Here is a 21,614-nt window from a genome sequence, read left to right on the forward strand (position 1 = left end):
AAAGCTACTTATCAAATTAAAAAGGTAATTAAGATTTAAAAATCATTATTAACCAGAAATTTAGAAAAAAAACGATTTCTAAACTAATATTCTGAAAATAAACTATTTATTTAATTACAATAATCTCCTTAGAAAAATTATTCAGGATATCAGACTTACTATCTCCCACCACTACAATATCCTCAATACGTATTCCAAATCTATTCTTGAGATAGATACCAGGCTCTATACTGAAGGACATACCCTGCTCTAAGATCTGTTTGTTGCCGGTCCTGATGTAGGGCGCTTCATGTACGCTGATACCAATGCCGTGTCCTGTTCTGTTGAGGAAGTACTGGCCATAGCCTGCCTGGGTAATGATATCCCGTGCTGCTTTATCCACATCCTCTGCGCTGACCCCTATTTTAACCTTTGCCTCAGCAGTTCTATTGGCTTTTAGGACGATGTGATAGACCTGCTGTTGTTCCTCTGTGATGTTGCCAACAAAAACAGTTCTGGATATATCAGAACAATAGCCTTCATACTGACAGCCTAAATCTAAAATAATGATATCCTCTTTTTGGATGGTTCGGGAATCATCACAGTAGTGGGGCATAGAGCTATTGGGACCAGAGGCCACAATAGGATCAAAGGCAAGGCTAACTCCCCTTTGGGTAAATAGTTCCTTTATCTTCTTTTTGATATCTTTTTCGGTCCGGCCGGGATTGATGTATGCGATAGTCTCCCCCACCACCTCATCGGCTATCTGGGCAGCTAGCCTTAGTTTTTCTACTTCACTTTTCTCCTTTTTAATTCTTAGTGCCTCCAATAGCTCATGTCCACTGACAAAGTTGGCCGGAAGCCGATCTTTAAGTTCCAATAGGTCTACTCCTCTTATGGTGCTGTTGATGGCAATTGTTTTACCTGTCAGATGATACTTCCGGTTGGCTTGCTCAACTGCGTCTAAGAAATTTTCACTGTCTTTCCACATAAAGAGGTCTGCCTGGCCGGAGAGGTGTTTTTCAGCCTCCTCAAAATAAAGCTGTGGGGAGATATGAAAAGATTGGCCGTTTGATAAAATAAAGAAGGCCTGGAATCTTTCGCAAATGCGGGGATTAAATCCAGTCAAAAAATCCAAATCAACCGAGGGACCAATTATGATGGCATCGATATTATTGTTTCCCATTAACTTGCGAAGTTTATCAGTATATTTTTTATTAAACATTCCTATTCCCCTTCAATCTATATTTATATTTTTAAATACCCTATTCCTATTTCCTATTTCTAAACAATTTCAAGACGTTTTCTCATGGCCTGAATCCTTTTATTCCAGGCATGTAGTCCTAAAGCAACTCCAATAACTCCATAAGAAATAAAGGCTCTGAAAAATTCTCCAATCTGGGCATCTCCAAAAAGATTGTTTCCAGCCTTAGGTGATACTATAAATAAGGTATGAAATAAAATTATACCCAGAATGGCCTGACCACTAGTTGCCTTAGTAACAGATGCTCCTCCCAAAAGTATCGCAGCAATTGAAAAGGTAGCTATTTGCACATGACTTCCATAAGTGGAAAGGGTTCCAATATTCTGAAGAAAAATAATCTGTCCCCAGGCAGCAAAAACAGTAGAAATAACCATAGCAATTATTCTTGTTCTCTCTACGTTTATTCCTGATATCTTAGCAATTTCCATATCATGACCAACTGTTCTAAAGTCCTGCCCTAATTTAGTCTTCATAATCAATTCATTAAAACTCCACAGTGCTGCTATAAATAAAGAAGTTACAATTGGAAGCTTCACTGTTCTTAAAATTGATCCGGTCATAATTATATATAGACTTGCTGCGAGAACGAATATCATAATGATAATCTGGGTAGTAAATTTAAAATTATCTATTCCCTCATAACCCTTTTTTCTTTTTAAATAATAATCTATACATAGACCTATTAATAACGCTATAGATATTGCAACCAAAACATTAAACAGGGGATATTTAAACACATCATCAAGAGCATATTTCAGTCCAGTCTCAGTTGCCAGATCTATAGTATTCCTGATACCAATTCCTCTGCTGAGTACCAGATCTGGATTCTTTATTGGAATTAGTGTTCCGACCAGAAAAAGAAGAATAAATTGGTAAACTCCATTGGCAAAAAATCCAGCAATCATACTGGTTATCATTTCCTGCCCTTTAGTTCTGTTAAGCAGCATAGCGGTTATTATCCCAAAAAGGATTGCTATGGGAGTTGCCAGCAAAAGACACATCATAAAACCAGGAAAGCCGGCGATTTTATAGTGAGTAACAATGATGATAGCAAATTGTCCAGCCATTGCTCCAATTACAATTCCAAAGTTAAGACCTAAACCAGCTATTACCGGAATAACAAGGGCAAGAACCAGAAAAGAGTTTCTGGTTATTCTGGAGAGTAAGGTATTCAAAATAAACACCAGAGGTAATTTTGAGAAATATACTCCTGCCAAGCAGATTACAATAAATAATAAGGGAACACTATTATCAAATAGTAGTCTCCTTATTTTTACTAATAGTTTTGGTTGAGCTATTTTAATTTGATTAACTTGAGCCATTTTATGATTCACCCCCCATCTTAGTAAGCGCATAGAGGATTATCCCATTCTGGACTATCATTCTTAGCACTTCAGAGAGATTTCCTTCCGGGAACATCTGGTTTGCTACCGGTAAAGCAACAGTTAATAGCCCCTGGAATAAAAAAGTTCCTATAATGACGTGTGATATTTTTACCTTGGATGTGGAGGCTCCTCCGATTAAAACAGCTGCAACGGCAGGGAAAGCCATATAAAGGGGTGCTAAATATAATTGCAGGAAACCAAAACTAAGTGAATATACTATAATACCAACTGCTCCAATTATTGTTGATAGAATAGTTCCAATAATTCTGTTTTTATCTACATTGATACCGGTTGCTGCAGCAAATTTTGGATTAGCTCCTACTGTAACCATTTCAATACCGCTTTTGCTTCTGGAAAAAAGCCATACCAGCCAGCAACACCCGATGAAAAATAGTAATAGCCCAGTTGGTATATATATTCCTCCGATATTAAAACCCCATAATCTATTAAGGACCTCTCCAAAAGTTGACTCTAAAGATACCGTAACTCTTAAGCCCTTGCCGATAGGCCATCTCATTTCCGGATGAGTGAAAGGTAAGGTCACCCACCCTATCTGTAAAAAAGACACAATTGAGAAACCGGTGTAGGTTGCCACCAGCATTTCAGAACCTTTGATTTTATTAAGAAGAATACCGTATAACCAACCTGATATTATGGCAAAAGGCAAAGAAATAAGCACTGCTGAAATAAAACCATAACCAAGAACTGGCGAAGTCAGCCTAAATTCAATAGTCATAAGACTACCTAGTAATCCACAAATGATACCAATAGGTAAGGCAAAATTGGGGCCGGTACCACATTGAATAGCCGGCACCATCGCCAGAGCAAGCACTCCAAACATTCCAAATCTCCTGATTACATCAGAAGCCAGCAAACCTACAGGTAAACCAATAATAACGGCTGTGACACAAATGCCAATAAAAAGTAGGGTAATAATAAGCCTGGGAAGGCCAATATTGTTGATATATTTTTTGATTAATTCAATCATTAATCATGGCCTCCTCTTGTTGCATTCTTCTATATTCTCCTGCCATCATCAGACCAAATTCTCGATCACTGTTGCTAGGTTTAAGTATTCCTTCAACCTTACCATTAGATATAATAGCAATCCTATCACAGATAGATCGTAGCTCTACCAATTCACTGGAAGTCATTATAATAGTCATACCTAATTCTGTATTTAGTTTAATCAGTAAATCAAGAACCAGTTTTTTTGCACCTATATCAATACCACGTGTAGGTTCAGAAACAAACAATACTTCAGGATTCAGGGTTAAAGCTCGGGCAACACAAACCTTCTGTTGATTACCTCCACTGAGCTGTCTTGTTAATTGCTGTGGTCGTATACATCTTATATCTAAATCTCTGATCATTTTATTCGTATATTCTCTTATTTCTTTATTATCTAATTGACTAAAAATCCCGAATCTCTTCAAAAATTTACCCTTATTCTGCATAGCGGTAATCACAATATTTAGTTCAAGAGAATGATCCAACAACAATCCCATTCCCCTTCTATCTTCTGAAACAAAGGCAAGGCCTTTATTTATAGCTCCCCTGGTATTGTTCAAATCTAACTTCTCACCTTTAAAAAACACTTCACCCTTACTGGGATAAAGACCCATAATTCCATTGGCAATGCCGACTTTACCCTGTCCGGCAAGTCCGCCAATACCAAAAATTTCACCTTTATAAATACTTAAATCTACCTCATTCACCCTTTCTCCGGGCATATCAACCTGTAAATTCTTGATTTCCAGAATTACCTCTTTATCTTTATGCTCCCTGGACTGATCAGATTTTCCTTTTAGATCAATTTTTCTTCCCACCATTATCTCAGCCAGTTCTATTACATCTGTATCCTTTTTTGCCTTGACTGCTACTAGCTCACCATCTCGTAAAACAGTAATATTATCTGCTGCGGAAATAACTTCACTCAGCCTATGTGTGATGAAAAGAATAGCTATGCCTGTCTCAGCTAATCTTTTCATGGCTGATATAAGATTACTGGCTTCACTCTCAGCAAGTACTGCAGTAGGTTCGTCAAATACTAAAAGCTTAATGCCGGTCTTATCAATTTCCCGGGCAATTTCTATAAACTGCATATATCCCACAGGTAGCCCAGCAATGGTCACCCATTCATCAATATTGAGTCCTACTCTATTAAGGGCTTTTCTGGCATCTTCAGCCATAGCACTGCTATTGAGAGTTTTTAGTCTTTCACTTTTAAATACTTTACTAATTAAGTTATCCTGGGTAATCTCTCTATTAAGTTTTATGTTTTCGGTAATGGTAAAATTGGGTATGAGCATAAACTCCTGGTGTACCATACCAATGCCCATGTTCATTGCTTCAAAGGGTGATTTTATATCTACTTTCTTACTATTAATGTAGACATTACCCGAATATCCACCAGTAGAATGAATAACAGGCATGCCAAAAAGTATATTCATCAGGGTAGACTTACCGGCACCATTCTCTCCAATAAGGCCATGGATTTCTCCTTTGTTAACCGATAAATTTACTCCTTTCAGTACTTTATTGCCATAATACTCTTTCTGGATATTTTTCATCTGCAATACATACTCTTCTGCCATTCGGTTATCACCTTCTTATCCAATCAAAAGGTAAGGTTACAAGAAGCAACCTTACCTTTTGCTATAAACTTCATTTCTTGACAATCTTAGTATAAGAAATTAAAAAGTAAGGAAATCCATTAGTATTACATAATAATTATCATACTTAACGCCGCCTTCTTCCAGCTGGGTCAGATTAGCATCAACACCGGAATATTCCTTAAATTTCTCCATGAGTATGGGAATATTCATTTTTTCTTTGAATTCTCCATGGATCCAGTCCTTAGCATACTCTGCGGAACCCTCAATAAACATCATGGCAACCGGAACTGGCCAGGTAGAAGTCCTTCCGGTCATTCCCTTTTCTGCCATAATCCTGGTAATCTCCTGGACTACATAATCAATATCTCCCTGTTTATCTGCCGGTATTTCAATACCCAGAGCCGAGGGAAATCCATGGTAAGGTGAGGGACAGCAGGGCTGTGGGTAGATAGCTCCGGTTGACACCACAGCACTAATCAAAGGCACCTGTTGAGAACAGTTTGTGCTGAAAAAGGCAGTATCCTTGCCATATTTATCTACCATCCTGGGAACATCTTCCAGTATAAATTGCTGTGAACCTGAAATACCTGCATCACCAGTAGGATCAGGAGAGGTAGCATCTACGAATTCCAGATCAATCTCTGCACATGTTTTCTTCATTAGTTCTCTTCTACCTGACAGAAGCGGATAAGACATATGCCTGGGGAAGGAATAATGGACAAATACTTTGGCACCCAGAGCCTTCGCTTGATTGGGGATTGCCACACCCATTCCCATCTCGTCCAGTTGTAATACTATATCGGCTCTGGTTGATATTACCGGAGGATCTTCCTGAGGCTGTCCGGCAATTATAAGCAGATCATTCCTTATTTCCTTTACGCTGTCTATACCCGGAGCTGTTCCCGGAACTGCCTGGCAAATCACTAATGCTTTTAAATCCGGATCGGCAGCCATACTAACTAAATTAGCAATGGTAGTTTCCTGTTCGTCCATAAACTTATCAGGAAATGTCATGTGGATTACATGTTCTGATCCATATTTAGCCAGAACATTTTGTGCTGCTCTATACTCTTCTTCATTCTGGGTAACCGTGTTCGTCATAATACCTATTTTCCATTTATCCTGTCCCAGAGCAGAAAAGGTCATCACTGATAAAACAATTGCTGTTACTAAAACCAGAACCAAATATTTTCTAAAACTATTCATTTAATTCCTCCAAATCTATTTTTTAATTTTTTGGGTACTTTAAATCCCTTCTAAAATTTAAAGATAATTAGAAACACAACTATTTTTGATATTACACCCCCTTATTTTAGATATTATTCTAATTGCTAATTGAATAAAAAGTTATGTTTTAAATATTTAAATTGGAAAAGTTATAAATATTCTATAAAAAATAAAATTGATGATTTCTAATTTTTTCATATTGGGGAAGGTTTTTCGGAGTAAATTTTCTTTTTGGTCAGAATTATAGTGGGCTTTAAACCTATAATAACATATGTGCATTATTTTATTTGCCTGACTCCCTCTTTTGATTTTTTTATCAACAATTTTAAAATTACTGCTTTAAAATAATATAGACGGCTTTGAATATTTACAAAAGAGTAGTGCTTCTAAATCTTAAAAAATTTGTTAGGTTTTAAATATTGTATTACTTTAAATATATTTTTATTATATTCAAAAAAATAATAATTTGTCAATGACTGTGTTATTTATTATCAATTAAAAATTAGTAAGTCAAATCTATTGCCCTTTAATCTAAAATTAAAAATTGAAAGTATTAATGATGGCTTATCATGTCTCTGTTATCCCTGTGTACTATTATTTCTCCAGATTCGAAGAAAAGTAAAAAGGTAAGGCCGCTTTTTGCAGCCTTACCTTTTTTAAAGCCCTCAGCTGTTATATAGCTTTATATATCCTGGTTTAAAAGATTAGAAAGTGAGGAAATCTAGTAATACGACAAAATAGTTATCGTAGGAAACTCCGCTCTCTTCCAAAGTCTTTAGATTGATATCGACACCAGCGTATTCCTTAAATTTTTCAACCAGTTTTGGTAAAGATACCTTTTCTGTGAATTGGCCTTCAATCCAGGATTTTGCATATTCAGTGGAACCTTCAATAAACATCATAGCAACCGGTGCTGGCCAGGTAGAAGTCCTTCCGGTCATTCCCTTTTCTGCCATAATCCTGGTAATCTCCTGGACTACATAATCAATATCTCCCTGTTTATCTGCCGGTATTTCAATACCCAGAGCCGAGGGAAATCCATGGTAAGGTGAGGGACAGCAGGGCTGTGGGTAGATAGCTCCGGTTGACACCACGGCACTGATTAGGGGAATCTGCTGCGAGCAGTTTGTGCTGAAAAAGGCAGTATCCTTGCCATATTTATCTACCATCCTGGGAACATCTTCCAGTATAAATTGTTGAGACCCTGAAATACCTGCATCACCAGTAGGATCAGGAGAGGTAGCATCTACGAATTCCAGACCAATCTCTGCACATGTTTTCTTTATTAATTCCCTTCTTGCCGAAAGAAGCGGATAAGACATATGCCTGGGGAAGGAATAGTGGACTAACACTTTTGCACCCAGAGCCTTTGCTTGATTGGGAATTGTAATGCCCATTCCCAGCTCATCAGAAGCAAGTACTAGATCAGCTCTGGCTGATATTACCGGTGGATCTTCATGGGGTACCGCTGTTATAATGAGAAGATCATCCCTAATCTCCTTTACAGTGTCTATACCAGGTGAAGTTCCCGGAACTGCTTGGCAAATAATTAATGCCTTTACATCCGGATCTGAAGCCATACTTACCATATTAGCAATGGTGGTTTCCTGTTCATCCATAAACTTATCCGGGTAAGTCATTACTATTATATGTTCTGATCCATATTTAGCCAGAACATTTTGTGCTGCCCTGAACTCTTCCTCTCCTTGAGTAACCGTACCAGTCATAATACCTATTTTCCATTTATCCTGTCCCAGAGCAGAAAAGGTCATCACTGATAAAACAATTGCTGTTACTAAAACCAGAACCAAATATTTTCTAAAACTATTCATTTAATTCCTCCAAATCTATTTTTTAATTTTTTGGGTACTTTAAATCCCTTCTAAAATTTAAAGATAACTATAATCTATTAATATTTCTTAAATATCGCACCTCCTTATAATCTTATTCTTTTTCAGAATAACTGCTGCAAAGAGAAGAAATGCAAAATGTAGGAATCAAAATAGGTGATTTTTCAATTACCTTTATGTTTTGTATATTTAAAAATTAATAAACAGAGATAATCTATAAAAAGGCCATCACTTTTAAGACTAATAAAAATTCAAACAGGTTTTATCTCACGGTTATTCACTTCTGATATAATTATATTCAAATAATTAATTACTTGTCAATGACTACTATTGTCTCTCTATCTTAAATGCTAAAAAAAGAAAGCTATATAAAGTACTTACTATTATATCTCATGAAACTATTTCTATCATTATTTATATCTCTTCCCTCATAAAAAATTATTACCTTATAGTATAAATAATAAATTTTTTAAATATCATGATGAAATTACCAACTAAAATAACTAGAAAAAAATTATTTCTTTTTTTGATTGATTTGATATAGTAATATTATTAATAATAGGGATGATTTTAAAGGCAATGAGAAAAGAAATGGATTTGGAAAACAAAAAGATTACCGTAATGGGATTGGGTTTAAACCAGGGTGGCTTAGGTGTTACTCGGTTTTTAGCAAAATCAGGTGCACATGTTCTGGTGACTGACCTTAAAACAGGATATGAATTACAAGAAACATTGGATAAATTAAAGGAATACAACAATATCCAATTCGTCTTAGGCCAGCATCGAATTCAGGATTTTGTTAATACTGATATGATAATCCAGAATCCAGCAGTCCCACATAATTCAAAGTATTTACAAGTTGCCAGAACTCATGGTATTCCCATTGAAACGGATTTATCTTTATTTCTTAAAATTTGCCCTTCTCGAAATCTAATTGCTGTGGGAGGAACAAAGGGTAAAAGCACGGTTACCAATCTAATTTATCATACTTTTTATCAGTCTAAAAAGAATATTGTCCATGCCGGCAATATTGGTATTTCTGTATTTGATATATTACCTGAAATTAAATCCAACACAATTGTTTTATTAGAAATTTCCAGCTGGCAGCTGGAAGGTCTTTCTCAAATATCCTTTCAGCCCCATATTGCCGTTTTAACCAACATTCTACCTGATCACTTAGACAGATATGGCAGTTTTATTGATTATGCTTGTTCTGAAAAATTAATCTACAAATTTCAGAATCAATCTGACTATCTGATTACCAATCTGGATAATCCTATCACCAGAAATATTGCTCAAGAAACTCCAACAAACATTTTCTGGTTCAGCACCAAAAACAAAGTAACTCAAGGAAGTTATCTTGAAGAAGATAGATTAATCTTTAAATCAAAAAATGGATTAACAGAAATTTGCACTATCAGTGATATTCCAATCCCCGGTCTTCATAATATTAGTAATATACTGGCTGCTTCAAATATCTTTTTTATCTACAAACTTCCTTTAACTTCCATCCAGGAAGGTATAAAGACCTTCCCAGGTGTACCAAACCGATTAGAAAAGATTAAAACCTTCCATGGAATTAATTTTTACAATGATACCTGTGCCACAACTCCTGATGCCACTATTGCTGCTATCCAATCATTAGAAGCAGAACCATTAATCCTGATTCTGGGAGGGAGAGATAAAAAACTAAACTATGATAAGTTGTGCCAGACTATTAAAAGGAAGAAAAACGTTATTAATATAATGATTTTGCAGCATCCAGCATATAATGCTTCTAAAATCATCTGGAACAATTTCCAAAAACTTAAGCTAAATAATAAAACTGAACTCTGTTATTCTATGTCTGAGGCTGTCCAAAAAGCTTATCAGAAGGCAATTCCAGGAACAAACATCATTCTTTCACCGGCAGCTACCAGTTTCGGTATGTTCTCGAATGAATTTGAAAGAGGGAATTCTTTCCGACTTGCTATTAATAAATTAACCGGTTAAAAATAACTTTTTTACTTTTATTCTATTTGAAGATGATCATGTACCAAAATCTTCTTTTTACGAATCCATTTAAAACCTTCCTCCGGTGTGATAGTTAGCACTTCAACCAATCCACCTACTCCCGGCAGGTCACCTGGATTTGCTTTAATCCCATCTGAAAATCTTTGAATAGCTGAAGTCGTTTCAATCATTAAAGTACAAAAATCAATGGCATCCTGAAGGGTCATGGTTCCCCACTGAATGACATATTCCAGGTTGTGAAGTTGCTGCCCAATTATTTCTTTGTCGATACTGTTGCCTATCTCTTCCATAAAGGGTAAGTTACCTATTCTTCCATCAAATCCCAGAACAATCCTGGATACCACATCAGTCTGACCAATCCAGTTCGCCCCATACTCTCTTCCCCTTTCCTTACTATCTCTGTTCTTCTTTTTATCACCGGGTATTTGACAGGTAAAAACCTGAAAGGAATCATCACTGTTAATACCGGCAATAATGAAACTGATAGGGTCAATTCTCCCTATTCCGCTCCTGGTATGACCATGGGAATCTATATAACGAAAATCAATGAAGGATTCTTTTCTCTTTATTTCTAATACTTTACATTGTTGCAACACCAATTCATTCTTTATGCGCTCCTCTGCTTGTATTAATTGATTCTGCCAATCATATTTTTCCTCAAATAAATGTATTAACCGGTCAGCATTACTTTCTACCGAGTTTTGATCTACTTGATTTCTCTGGACAAATTCCTTAATATAACTACCAATGCTCTTTGGTATACCATTCTCGGGCAAAAAAGCCAGTCCGGTAACGGCAATACCAATTTTTCCGCTTAACTGTAAAAGTTTTGAGGCATTATCACTACCAATTCTAGCCATGCCTTTACGATTGCGGTATGATTGACGACTATCTGCTGCCAGAACAAGACCTTCTGGAATGGTAGCATTAATTGCTAAGGACATTATTTGCTATTCTCCTTTCTTTAGATTTTAAAGAAACTTACCTATTGTATATTATTGCACTTTCTTTCTTCTATTGCTTAAGAAAATCCCAGCATACGCACCTATAAGACCTATTAAGCCAAAATAAAGTACCAGGGAAAAAAGATTCCCCCTAATAATAATTTCTGTATAATGGGCAGCTCTACTACCAAAAAGAGTTATTAGGTTTTGATGCCAGGTATTTTCAGAATAGGAAAAAAGAATCCTACAGAACACTCCACCAATTATTGCTCCCAAAAAACCAATCACTAAAGCCGGTTCCTTCTTAGCAGCCATAAATCCGGCTAAAGCACCTGAAAGGATAGGGCCAAACAATGGTAAAGTACCCAGTACTGCAGTAGCAACAATGGTCAGTAATAAAATAATGGTCACCATAACCTATTCCTGTTCAACATTATTCTCTAATATCTAATCCTTTTACGATAACTAATCAGAACAATACTGCTAATAAAGATTAAAAGCAGAGCGGTAAGAATAACCATACCAATTCCCAGTATTACAGCATCCTGCCAGAAATTAAGAGGATACATCCTAATTAAATAATCGGTTTTGGGGTCCAGCATCCATGGTGAATTCCGGGGATCTCCAAAAACCAGATAATGGAACTTGGTAAAAAGATTATGAAAACCAAAAAATATGGCAATTCCCAAACCAAGCAACGAACCAAGGGTTAAGATATTCCCATTTCTTAATCCCTTCCAAAAATAATACCATTTCTTTCTATTTCGGCTTACCATGGTAAAAAGAAGATAACCTAAACAGTATAAAAGAGTAACGATTAAAACCTGAAATGCATAGTGGAAAAGCACCTTCACATCATTTAGGTGTTCTATTTCATAGACGTGGAATAGGTACATTGGTTTACCATTATTTTCTATCATCAACTGAGCATGGGCTACTTTATCGTTAAAAAATTGAATCAGATGACGGGTAATCACCATTAATTGGTCATTGGTAAAACCAGTTACTTCGCTAATATGGTATTTCTGGTAAGCATACTCATAAAAAGGTAGAAAGTCTAATTCCAAAACTACTGCCGAAGAAATCAATAATATAGGGATTGAGATTATAAATATAAAATAGAATATAATACGCAGGTTATCCACCTCATTATTCCTTTAAATATTATGTTTTTATATTATCGGGAAAATCCGCTATTGGGAGATGATTATTTCAGAAAGAGATCTTTTGGGTACATGATGCATTTGATTTTCATCGCGCCAATATTGGATATTTCCATGTGAACCTATTTCATCGATCTGAATTTTCTCTATCGGATAACCAATTGCCAGTACGTATAGAATTTCATATTGAGAAGATATATTAAGCAAAGTTCTCAATCTATCGCGAGCTACAGCACCAAATATGCAACCTCCTAAGCTTTTCTCAGTGGCACCCAGTAATATACTTTGGGCAGCTATACCAGGATCTATACCAAAATTAGTAGCAATGTTATTATCACCTAAAATAATAATATAGGCTGTAGGTCTTTCTCCCTGGGCAGGTCCTTTCCAATCCTTCAAATAAGCAGCCCAGGCAAGAGTGCTAAATATAAGTTTATTGCTTTCCTTTGTATAGGATAAATAGTATTTTAGCGGCTGCCGATTAGCTGCAGAAGGAGATAATCTTGCTAAATCAACTAAATCTACAAGCTCTTTTTTACTTATCTTCTTGCTTTCATCAAAACGACGATAACTGCGACTTTTTTTTATTAAATCACTTAACATGATTCCCTCCTTTAATTTTTACCTAAATTTACCTAATGATACTGAATCCTTCAGTATAGTAATTGCACTGACTAATATCTGAGTTTCATAAATTTAGATAACCATCACTAAAAAGTAAAGCCACTAAAGCAATGATAGCTAAAAAAATTAAGAATTGGCTATTCATTCTCTCCCTCCCTGACTATGGGTAAATAAGTTTTGTCTTTTCTAATGAATATGATAAGCAGACCGACAACAATCATCAACAAAGACATGACCTGTGCAAGATTCATAAATTCCAGATATAATTTTACCATTCCGGATGGCTCCCTGATAAACTCAATAACAAAACGAATTATTCCATATCCTATCAGATAGACACTTAGAGTTAAACCATTAAACCATTTCTTTTTACGTAAGCTCCATAAAATAATAAAAAGGACTATTCCCTCAAAAAATGCTTCATACAGTTGGCTGGGATGTCGTAATTGATGAGTGGGATCAGCGGGAAAATACATTCCCCAGGGCAGAATGGTTACCTTTCCATATAATTCTCCATTAATAAAATTACCAATTCTTCCAAAGGTATATCCAGCAGGAATTGCCGGAACAACTATATCTGCAAATTGCCAGTGGTTAAATTTACGAATATAGCAGAATAATATATATGCCAGGACCAGGGTAATCACCCCACCATGATAAGACATACCCAGGATACCGGTATAGCGCAAACCTTCCGAAAAATCAAAAGGTAAAATAATTTTCCAGGGATTTGCCAGGTAATAACCCAAATCAGAGGTGACAACATGTCCTACCCTGCCGCCAAGGACAGCACTGATAATAGCCCAGAGTAGAAAATCGAAAACCATAGATTCTTCTAAAATCAATTTTTCAGAACGAATACGATATATTACCAGAAAAAAGGCAGTTAAAAAACCCACCGGATACATAAGTCCATACCAGTATATCTTAAACTGACCAAAAGATATCAGCACTGGATTAATATACTCAGGAATATGCGCCCACCAGCCTATTGCCATAACTTGTTCCATCTAATCAACCTTTCTGCTATTAATAGGTATCATTCAGAATTGTCAGAGGACTTCACTGCACTGAAATCCTTCTATATTAGTATATCGTAATATAATTTCTGGTTTATTATAATAGATAATAATGTTTTTAATCTATTTTTTACCCAGATATTTTTAAATATTTTAAACAATTATAAACAATAGAGCGAATTATTCAAGATGATATGACTGTAACACCTTCATATAATTTGCTCTTTCAAAAGCATCTGTTTCCTTCACATTCTGATGGCTTAATAAGCCTTTCAATTCACTAATAGACTGGTAATTATTCCTTCTTAACCATTCTTCAGTACCTTTTATAAGCATTTCGATATAAGGAATTCCTCTTTCTAATAACGCTGAGGTCATCATGGTTACTTGAGCTCCTGCCATTATACTTTTTAGAATATCCTCCACTGTATGAACTCCGCCAGTAACTGCTAAATCGGCCTTAACCTTATTATACAAAATTCCTATCCATCTTAATCGTAATCGCAATTCAGAAGAGGTACTTAATTCCAGATTAGGAATAACTGACATCTCTAATAAATTAATATCAGGTTGGTAAAATCGATTAAATAATACCAATCCATTGGCTCCTTCCCTAACCAGTTTTTCGGCTAAGTGAACAATTGAATTGAAATAGGGACTGAGTTTTAACGCTATGGGTATTTTTATATTTTGTCTTAATTCCCCTACCAGATCAAGATAAATTTTCTCTAACTCCTGGCAGGAAATATTAACTCTGGTTGGTAAATAATAAATATTTAGCTCCAAGGCATCTGCGCCAGCTTCCTCAATCTTTTTAGCATAACGAATCCAACCACTATTAGATATGCCATTTAGGCTGCCGATAACCGGTATATCGACAGCCTTTTTCACTTTACTAATATATTCTACATATTCATCAGGTGAAAAATGGTAATCATTCGCATCAGGAAAATAGCTCAAAGATTCGGCATAACTCTCTGTGCCTTGAGTTAAGGCATAATCAAGTTCTTTCTCTTGTAGAATAACTTGCTCTTCAAATAGTGAATGCAAGACTACCGCCGCAATACCGCTTTTTTCCATCTGCTTGATGTTTTCGATATTCTCACATAACGGAGAAGCAGAGGCAACTAAGGGATTCTTTAATTTCATACCTAAATAACTGGTATTTAAATCAATCACTTACTTATCCTCCTATTCTATCTTTTTATTTATTTTTGAGAATTCTCATCCTTCGCCCATTTTTCATATATTTTCCAGCGATTCAATACTTCCTCCTGAGCTCTCTTATGGTATTCTTTTGCAATTTCAGGTTTACTGTAGGTCAGGATTCTGTATCTATTCTCGGCATATATATATTCTTCTAATGGGATGCTGGGGGCCTTGCTGTCCAGCACAAAAGGATTCTTACCTTCCTTCTTTAATTCTGGATTATAGTGCATTAAAGGCCAGTATCCGGAAGCTACTGCTGCTTTTTGTTGCTTTATGCTATTTTTTAAATCATAACCATGTCCAGCACAGGGACAATAAGCTACAATCAAAGAGGGACCTTGATAAGCTTCGGCTTCGCGAATGACTCTGATAGCCTGATTCATGTCTGCCCCTAAGACTATTCTCGCTACATAAACATGGCCGTAATTCACCGCCATCATAGCCAGGTCTTTTTTAGCCATTTCTTTTCCACCTGCAGCAAATTTTGCCACAGCACCTAAAGGCGTTGCTTTGGACATCTGTCCACCGGTATTAGAATAAACCTCAGTATCTAAGACCAGGATATTTACATTCTGTTTCTGGGCAATTACATGATCTAATCCACCGTAACCAATATCATAAGCCCAGCCATCTCCACCTATTATCCAGACACTCTTTTCTATCAAAGCTTCTGCTAAGCTATCTAATTGTCTGGCTTCTTCTTTAGAGATGTTCTGTAATTTTTTATGTAATTGCTCTACCCTTTCCCTCTGTTTCTGAATTTCCTTTTCATCAGTCTGTTTAGCTTCTATCAATTCCTTAACCAGGCTTTCGCCAATTTCATCTTTCAGCTGTGCTAATAGGTTAATAGCCATTTTCTTCTGCTGATCTACTGCCAATCTCATGCCATAGCCAAATTCGGCATTATCTTCAAAGAGAGAATTAGACCAGGCTGGCCCACGTCCATTCTGATTAAAGGTCCACGGTGTAGCAGGAAGGTTACCACCATAAATTGAGGAACAACCAGTTGCATTTGCTACAAGCATTCTATCTCCAAATAATTGACTGATAAGTTTTACATACGGTGTTTCACCACAACCGGCACAGGCTCCGGAGAATTCAAATAAGGGCTGGGCAAATTGCAAATCTCTGATACGACTAAACTGTAGTTTTTCTCTCTCAACCAAGGGAATGCTTTCAAAAAATTGCCAGTTTTTCTTTTCCTGTTTTTGTATTTTGTCTACCGAAACCATATTAATAGCTTTCTTACCAGGCTTTTGCTTATTTTTAGCAGGACAGGTTTCCACACACAAACCGCAACCAGTACAATCTTCAGGAGAGATTTGGAGGGTAAACTTTTGCCCCTGAAATTCCTTGATTTTAGTGCCAGCAGATTTAAAGTTTTCCGGTGCATCAGCAAGCAAATCAGGAGAGTAGATTTTACTTCTAATTACTGCATGGGGACAGACAAAAGCACAATTTCCGCATTGAATACAGATTTCGGGATCCCATTCAGGTATTTCCTGGGCAATATTTCTCTTTTCCCATTTGGTAGTTCCTGAGGGGAAAGTTCCGTCAGGTTCAAATGCACTTACCGGAATATCGTCTCCTTCCTGGGCAATCATCTTAGCAGTTACTTCACGGACAAATCTGGGAGCCTCAGCAGAAACAGTTTCTTTTTTGCTGATAGTACCATCAGCTTTGGGAGGTACTTTTATTTCCTGAATAGATTCTTTAGCCAAATCAACTGCCTGATTATTCTTATTAAGAATTGCCTCTCCCTTAGTTCCATAAGATTTTTTGATGAACTGTTTAATCTTAGCAATAGCAACATCCTCAGGCAATATCCTGCTCAACAGGAAGAATGCTGTCTGCATTACGGTGTTAATTCTAACACCGAGACCAGTTTCCTTGGCAATTTGATAAGCATTGATAGCATATAGTTTAATCTTCTTGCTGATTATTTTTTCCTGAACTTCTTTGGGAATTTTATCCCAAACTTCTAGAGCAGGATATTGGCTATTCAACAGTAGTACAGCATTGTCTTCCGCATATTTCAAGACATCATATTTTTCCAGGAATGAGAACTGATGACAACCCACAAAGTTTGCTTTTTGAATTAAGTATGGTGAATGAATAGGATCTTTGCCAAAACGTAAATGGGAAATAGTTAATGAACCTGCTTTTCTGGAATCATAGACAAAGTAACCTTGAGCATAATTATCTGTCTCTTCTCCGATGATTTTGATAGAACTCTTATTAGCACTTACCGTTCCGTCTGAACCTAATCCATAGAAAACGGCTCTAACCCTATTAGCTGGTTCGATATGGAAATGTTCTGGGTATTGAACGCTCTTATGGGTTACATCATCATTAATGCCAACGGTAAAGTGATTCATGGGCTTATCTTTCTTTATCTCATTAAATACTCCCATAACCATGGCAGGTGTAAATTCCTTAGATGATAATCCATATCTTCCGCCAAATACTTTTATTCTTCTTTCCATATTATTCTCGCTCATATATTCTTTAATACCAGATGAGATATCTATGTATAAAGGTTCGCCTGCACTGCCTGGCTCTTTGGTTCTGTCTAAGACACATAACTTCCTGGCGGTCTCAGGGATAGCTTTATATAGATGCTTCACTGAAAACGGTCTGAATAGTCTTACTTTTATCAGGCCTACCTTTTCACCTTTTCTTACCAGATATTCCACAGTTTCCTGAACCGTTTCACAACCTGAACCCATTAGTATAATGACATATTGTGCATCAGGAGCGCCTGCATATTGGAAGAGATGATATTCTCTGCCGGTAATCTCCTTGAATTCTTTCATCGTTTCCTCTACTATATCAGCGCATTTATCATAAAAAGGATTACATCCCTCTCGTGCCTGAAAAAATACATCCGGATTTTGAGCTGTTCCCCTGATAAAGGGACGTTCCGGAGAAAGTGCGCGAGCTCTATGCTGATATATAAGATCATCATTAATCATCTTTTTCATCTCTTCATTTTCCAGTAGTTCTACCTTGGATATTTCGTGAGAAGTACGGAATCCATCAAAGAAATGTAGAAACGGCACTCTGGATTTCAGAGAAGCTGTCTGAGCAATTAACGGAAAATCCATGGCCTCCTGTACAGAGGCAGCTGCCAATAAAGCAAAACCTGTAGTTCTGGCAGCCATTACATCAGAATGGTCACCAAAAATAGATAAGGCATGTGTTGCCACTGAGCGGGCTGACACATTAAATACTGCAGGTGTCAATTCACCAGCAATTTTAAACATGTTGGGAAGCATGAGCAGTAATCCCTGAGAGGCAGTAAAGGTAGTAGTTAGTGCTCCTCTTTGTAGAGATCCATGAACAGCTCCGGCTGCTCCGGCCTCACTCTGCATTTCGGCTACAAAGGGAACTGCTCCCCAGATATTTTTTTTCTCCTGAAAAGCCCATAAATCAGCTAATTCTCCCATAACAGAAGAAGGGGTAATTGGATAAATAGTGATATTCTCGCTAAGGTGATAGGCAGTATGGGCAGCTGCCGTATTCCCATCTAAAGTAATCAATTTATGTGTCATTATTCTTTCCTTTCGTTTTATATCATATTTTTATTTTTATTTTTTTATGTTTTATTTTAAGTTATTCCTGATTCTCAAAGAATTCAGAATAACGGTAATGGAACTAAAAGCCATTGCTCCTTCTGCAATTGCCGGATGTAAAAGCCCTAACATGGCCATGGGTATGACCAGAGTATTATATAGAAAAGCCCAGAAAAGATTTTGTTTGATAATATTAAAAATACTTGCAGATATACTAATACTATAAATTAGACCATGTAGTCCTTCCCTTATTATAACTATATCAGCACTGTCTATAGCTAAATCAGCACCTTTTCCCATAGCTACTCCTATATCTGCTCCTTTCAGGGAGGCAGCATCATTTATTCCATCCCCTATCATAAGTACCTTTTCCCCGGTACTTTGAAACTTCCTGACAATTTCCAGCTTCTCCTCAGGTTTAATACCCGCATATATTTTTTCAATGCCCACTTCATCTGCCACAACCCGAGCAATTATCTCATGGTCACCGGTTACCATTACCGGGGTGATGTTCAATTCTTTTAAACGATTAATCGCTTTCTCTGACTCACCTCTTATTCTATCAGCTAAAACAATAAAACCAAGTTTAACATTTTCTTTTAATACTTCAACTATGGTTTGACCTTTTTTAAAATATGGTAAATACTCTTCCCTTTCTTCCGGTTTGCCAACAAAGTATTTTATTCCATTAAAATATGCTATAACTCCTTTTCCGGGAATTTCTTTTAAATTATTAATATTTTTGAAATTTTTCAAGTTGCCAGCAATAGCCTGGGCTAACGGATGATGAGAATTACTTTCAATTGACGCCACCACATCCATCTCTTCCTGGCTAAGATTATGATTTATTACTGATGGATTGCCATGCGTTATAGTTCCGGTTTTATCCATTAATACATATGCTATATCTTTGGAGGTCTGTATTGCTTCAGCATTTCTTATAATTAATCCTTTTTTAGCCGCCAGTCCGCTTCCTGTCACCAGTGCCATTGGTGTGGCTAATCCTAAAGCACAGGGACAAGCGATGACAACAGTTGAAATAAAAACAAATATTGCAAATGAATAATTGTTGTCAGTAATTAATATCCATGGAAACATTTCCCTGGCATTTAATAAAAATGACTGATAATTGTTCAGGTTAAAATACCAGAAAATACCACTTATCACTGCTAAGAAAATAATAATCGGTACAAACCAATTAGTTATCCTATCTGCCAATGCTTGTATTGGAACTTTTGTACCCTGGGCTTCCTTGATTAATTGTATCATCTGGGATAAAAACGATCCTTCTCCAACCTTAGTAACCTTTATCAACAGTACACCGGTCAGATTTATTGAACCACCAATAACGTTATTTTCTTTTTCTTTCTTTTTGGGGATAGGTTCTCCGCTGATAAAAGATTCGTCAACTGACGAAATGCCCTCCATAACAACTCCATCCACAGGAATACGCTCTCCAGGTTTTACTTTAACAAGATAATCGACTTTTATCATTGATATTGGCAAGGTAGTCTCTTTGTTTTCTATCAAAACCGTGGCCTCTTTTGCTTGAAGAGATATTAAAGCCTTGATGTCTTTCGCCGCTTTATCTCTCAGGTTAGATTCAATAAAACGTCCGCTAAGATGAATAGCCATAATCATGGCACCTAACGTTCCAAAAGATATTATAGGTAAAGCTGACCTGTTTAATATTGCAGTTAACCAAGAAGTTATCGAACCGATAGTAATAAGGGTATCCATGTTAGAATGAAAGTGTCTAAATGCTATCCAGGCACTTTTTATCGTAGATTTACCACAATAAAAGATAACCAGAGCCACAGCAAACACTTCTATCCACACAAAGCCTGGAATTTGATAACCAAACATATGAAAAATCATCATGATTGATAAAGGAAGTGTTATAATCCAGGATAATATTAGGTTTTCTCTTACTTTTTTAAATCTTTTCTGCCCCAAATCATCATCTCTATTCTTTGAAATCCCATATCCTGCACTTTCCACAGCCTTTTTTATTTCTTCAAAGGAAAGTTGGTGGTCACTTATCAGGTATGCAGATTCGGTAGCCAGGTTTACTGAGGCAAGTTTTACTCCCTCTATTTTTTGAAGATTCTCTTCTACTCGCCTTGCACAGTTTATACAGGTCATTCCTGTAATCTGAATACTTTTTTTAAAGTCTTTTGCTTTTGAATTATTTTTATTATCCATTAATGACTTTCCTAATTGACATTTTGTAAACCGGAAGTACCGATAATTATTATTTAGTAAGAGCTTCAAACCCGGCAACAATGTCCAGCAACTCTTCGGTAATTGAATCCTGTCTTTGCTTATTAAACTGGGCATTCAGCTCTTCTAATTGTTCTTCAATATTCTGCTCTGCCTTGCGCATGGCAATAAGTCTGCTGGCATTTTCACTGGCCATTGATTCAATGAACGCTTTATAGAGCGAAATATAGAAATACTGGCGGATAACCAGGTTAAACAAAGTGTCAGCTGGGATAGTATACAATGGTATGGAACGGGAAGGCCATTGCTTTGCTACCAACTCCCTGAGCCAATCAGGGTCTAAAGGATATAACTGAAAATGACCTGGTTTAAAAGAAGAACTGCTTGTTGGACGGTTAAAAAAAAGATGGATATGTGATACCCTTTTCTGGAAACGCCATTTTTCTATTATTAAGAGTACCTCTTGAATGGTACTATCCAGATTATAGCGAAAATTAGGAAAATCAAGCTTATAATTTGTC

At 36.5% G+C, this 21,614-nt stretch carries 16 protein-coding genes; 1 reads left to right on the plus strand and 15 read right to left on the minus strand.

The annotated features are described in order from the left end of the window. Positions 1-106: 106 nt before the first annotated feature. From PHD84_05660 to PHD84_05685, 6 genes are all read right to left on the minus strand, one after another. Positions 107-1,204, minus strand: coding sequence for a Xaa-Pro peptidase family protein (locus PHD84_05660; protein MDD5637281.1), 1,098 nt, complete (start codon positions 1,202-1,204; stop codon positions 107-109). A 59-nt stretch (positions 1,205-1,263) separates the two neighbouring features. Then, a complete protein-coding gene (locus PHD84_05665) occupies positions 1,264-2,565 on the minus strand; it encodes an ABC transporter permease (GenBank protein ID MDD5637282.1) in 1,302 nt (433 codons plus the stop codon). A 1-nt stretch (position 2,566) separates the two neighbouring features. After that, entirely contained in the window at positions 2,567-3,616 is a 1,050-nt protein-coding gene (locus PHD84_05670) for an ABC transporter permease (protein MDD5637283.1), read from the minus strand. Then, positions 3,609-5,225 carry a sugar ABC transporter ATP-binding protein gene (locus tag PHD84_05675; protein MDD5637284.1) on the minus strand — a complete coding sequence of 539 codons (1,617 nt, stop codon included), beginning with the start codon at positions 5,223-5,225 and terminating at the stop codon, positions 3,609-3,611. The genes PHD84_05670 and PHD84_05675 overlap by 8 nt, the downstream gene beginning before the upstream one ends. A 99-nt stretch (positions 5,226-5,324) precedes the next feature. Then, entirely contained in the window at positions 5,325-6,452 is a 1,128-nt protein-coding gene (locus tag PHD84_05680) for a DUF3798 domain-containing protein (GenBank protein ID MDD5637285.1), read from the minus strand. A gap of 725 nt (positions 6,453-7,177) precedes the next feature. Continuing rightward, complete coding sequence (locus tag PHD84_05685; GenBank protein ID MDD5637286.1) at positions 7,178-8,305, minus strand: DUF3798 domain-containing protein; 1,128 nt, start codon at positions 8,303-8,305, stop codon at positions 7,178-7,180. Positions 8,306-8,902: 597 nt separating this feature from the next. Here PHD84_05685 and murD point away from each other — a divergent pair. Continuing rightward, on the plus strand, positions 8,903-10,315 hold the full coding sequence (gene murD / locus PHD84_05690; protein ID MDD5637287.1) for a UDP-N-acetylmuramoyl-L-alanine--D-glutamate ligase: 1,413 nt from the start codon (positions 8,903-8,905) through the stop codon (positions 10,313-10,315). Between the two features lie 17 nt (positions 10,316-10,332). On the opposite strand, the gene PHD84_05695 is transcribed toward murD, so the two are convergent. The 9 genes from PHD84_05695 to PHD84_05735 form a co-directional block, all read right to left on the minus strand. Continuing rightward, on the minus strand, positions 10,333-11,280 hold the full coding sequence (locus PHD84_05695; GenBank protein MDD5637288.1) for a hypothetical protein: 948 nt from the start codon (positions 11,278-11,280) through the stop codon (positions 10,333-10,335). A gap of 51 nt (positions 11,281-11,331) precedes the next feature. Further along, positions 11,332-11,694, minus strand: a complete 363-nt coding sequence (locus tag PHD84_05700) for a hypothetical protein (protein MDD5637289.1) — start codon at positions 11,692-11,694, stop codon at positions 11,332-11,334. A gap of 26 nt (positions 11,695-11,720) precedes the next feature. Further along, the gene (locus PHD84_05705; GenBank protein ID MDD5637290.1) at positions 11,721-12,425 is read right to left on the minus strand and encodes a TIGR01906 family membrane protein; all 705 of its coding nucleotides are present in this window, start codon (positions 12,423-12,425) and stop codon (positions 11,721-11,723) included. 48 nt (positions 12,426-12,473) lie between these two features. After that, positions 12,474-13,046, minus strand: coding sequence for a nitroreductase family protein (locus tag PHD84_05710; protein MDD5637291.1), 573 nt, complete (start codon positions 13,044-13,046; stop codon positions 12,474-12,476). Positions 13,047-13,204: 158 nt separating this feature from the next. Then, positions 13,205-14,077, minus strand: a complete 873-nt coding sequence (gene lgt, locus PHD84_05715) for a prolipoprotein diacylglyceryl transferase (protein MDD5637292.1) — start codon at positions 14,075-14,077, stop codon at positions 13,205-13,207. A gap of 189 nt (positions 14,078-14,266) precedes the next feature. Next, positions 14,267-15,262, minus strand: coding sequence for a dihydroorotate dehydrogenase-like protein (locus PHD84_05720; GenBank protein MDD5637293.1), 996 nt, complete (start codon positions 15,260-15,262; stop codon positions 14,267-14,269). Between the two features lie 32 nt (positions 15,263-15,294). Beyond that, positions 15,295-18,849: a pyruvate:ferredoxin (flavodoxin) oxidoreductase gene (nifJ, locus tag PHD84_05725; protein ID MDD5637294.1), complete on the minus strand. Its 3,555-nt coding sequence runs from the start codon at positions 18,847-18,849 to the stop codon at positions 15,295-15,297. A gap of 51 nt (positions 18,850-18,900) precedes the next feature. Beyond that, positions 18,901-21,075 carry a cation-translocating P-type ATPase gene (locus tag PHD84_05730; GenBank protein ID MDD5637295.1) on the minus strand — a complete coding sequence of 725 codons (2,175 nt, stop codon included), beginning with the start codon at positions 21,073-21,075 and terminating at the stop codon, positions 18,901-18,903. Positions 21,076-21,124: 49 nt separating this feature from the next. After that, a partial coding sequence (locus tag PHD84_05735) for a F0F1 ATP synthase subunit gamma (GenBank protein ID MDD5637296.1) occupies positions 21,125-21,614 on the minus strand: 490 nt, incomplete at its 5' end.

It is taken from the genome of Atribacterota bacterium (assembly GCA_028717805.1).
GTDB lineage: Bacteria > Atribacterota > Phoenicimicrobiia > Phoenicimicrobiales > Stramentimicrobiaceae > Stramentimicrobium.

Coding starts and splice junctions, on each gene's coding strand:
- PHD84_05700 (MDD5637289.1), bottom strand. CDS start 11,694: ATGGTGACCATTATTTTATTACTGACCATTGTTGCTACTGCAGTACTG.
- PHD84_05675 (MDD5637284.1), bottom strand. CDS start 5,225: ATGGCAGAAGAGTATGTATTGCAGATGAAAAATATCCAGAAAGAGTAT.
- lgt (MDD5637292.1), bottom strand. CDS start 14,077: ATGGAACAAGTTATGGCAATAGGCTGGTGGGCGCATATTCCTGAGTAT.
- PHD84_05660 (MDD5637281.1), bottom strand. CDS start 1,204: ATGTTTAATAAAAAATATACTGATAAACTTCGCAAGTTAATGGGAAAC.
- PHD84_05685 (MDD5637286.1), bottom strand. CDS start 8,305: ATGAATAGTTTTAGAAAATATTTGGTTCTGGTTTTAGTAACAGCAATT.
- PHD84_05680 (MDD5637285.1), bottom strand. CDS start 6,452: ATGAATAGTTTTAGAAAATATTTGGTTCTGGTTTTAGTAACAGCAATT.
- PHD84_05670 (MDD5637283.1), bottom strand. CDS start 3,616: ATGATTGAATTAATCAAAAAATATATCAACAATATTGGCCTTCCCAGG.
- nifJ (MDD5637294.1), bottom strand. CDS start 18,849: ATGACACATAAATTGATTACTTTAGATGGGAATACGGCAGCTGCCCAT.
- PHD84_05665 (MDD5637282.1), bottom strand. CDS start 2,565: ATGGCTCAAGTTAATCAAATTAAAATAGCTCAACCAAAACTATTAGTA.
- PHD84_05695 (MDD5637288.1), bottom strand. CDS start 11,280: ATGTCCTTAGCAATTAATGCTACCATTCCAGAAGGTCTTGTTCTGGCA.
- PHD84_05730 (MDD5637295.1), bottom strand. CDS start 21,075: ATGGATAATAAAAATAATTCAAAAGCAAAAGACTTTAAAAAAAGTATT.
- murD (MDD5637287.1), top strand. CDS start 8,903: ATGAGAAAAGAAATGGATTTGGAAAACAAAAAGATTACCGTAATGGGA.
- PHD84_05710 (MDD5637291.1), bottom strand. CDS start 13,046: ATGTTAAGTGATTTAATAAAAAAAAGTCGCAGTTATCGTCGTTTTGAT.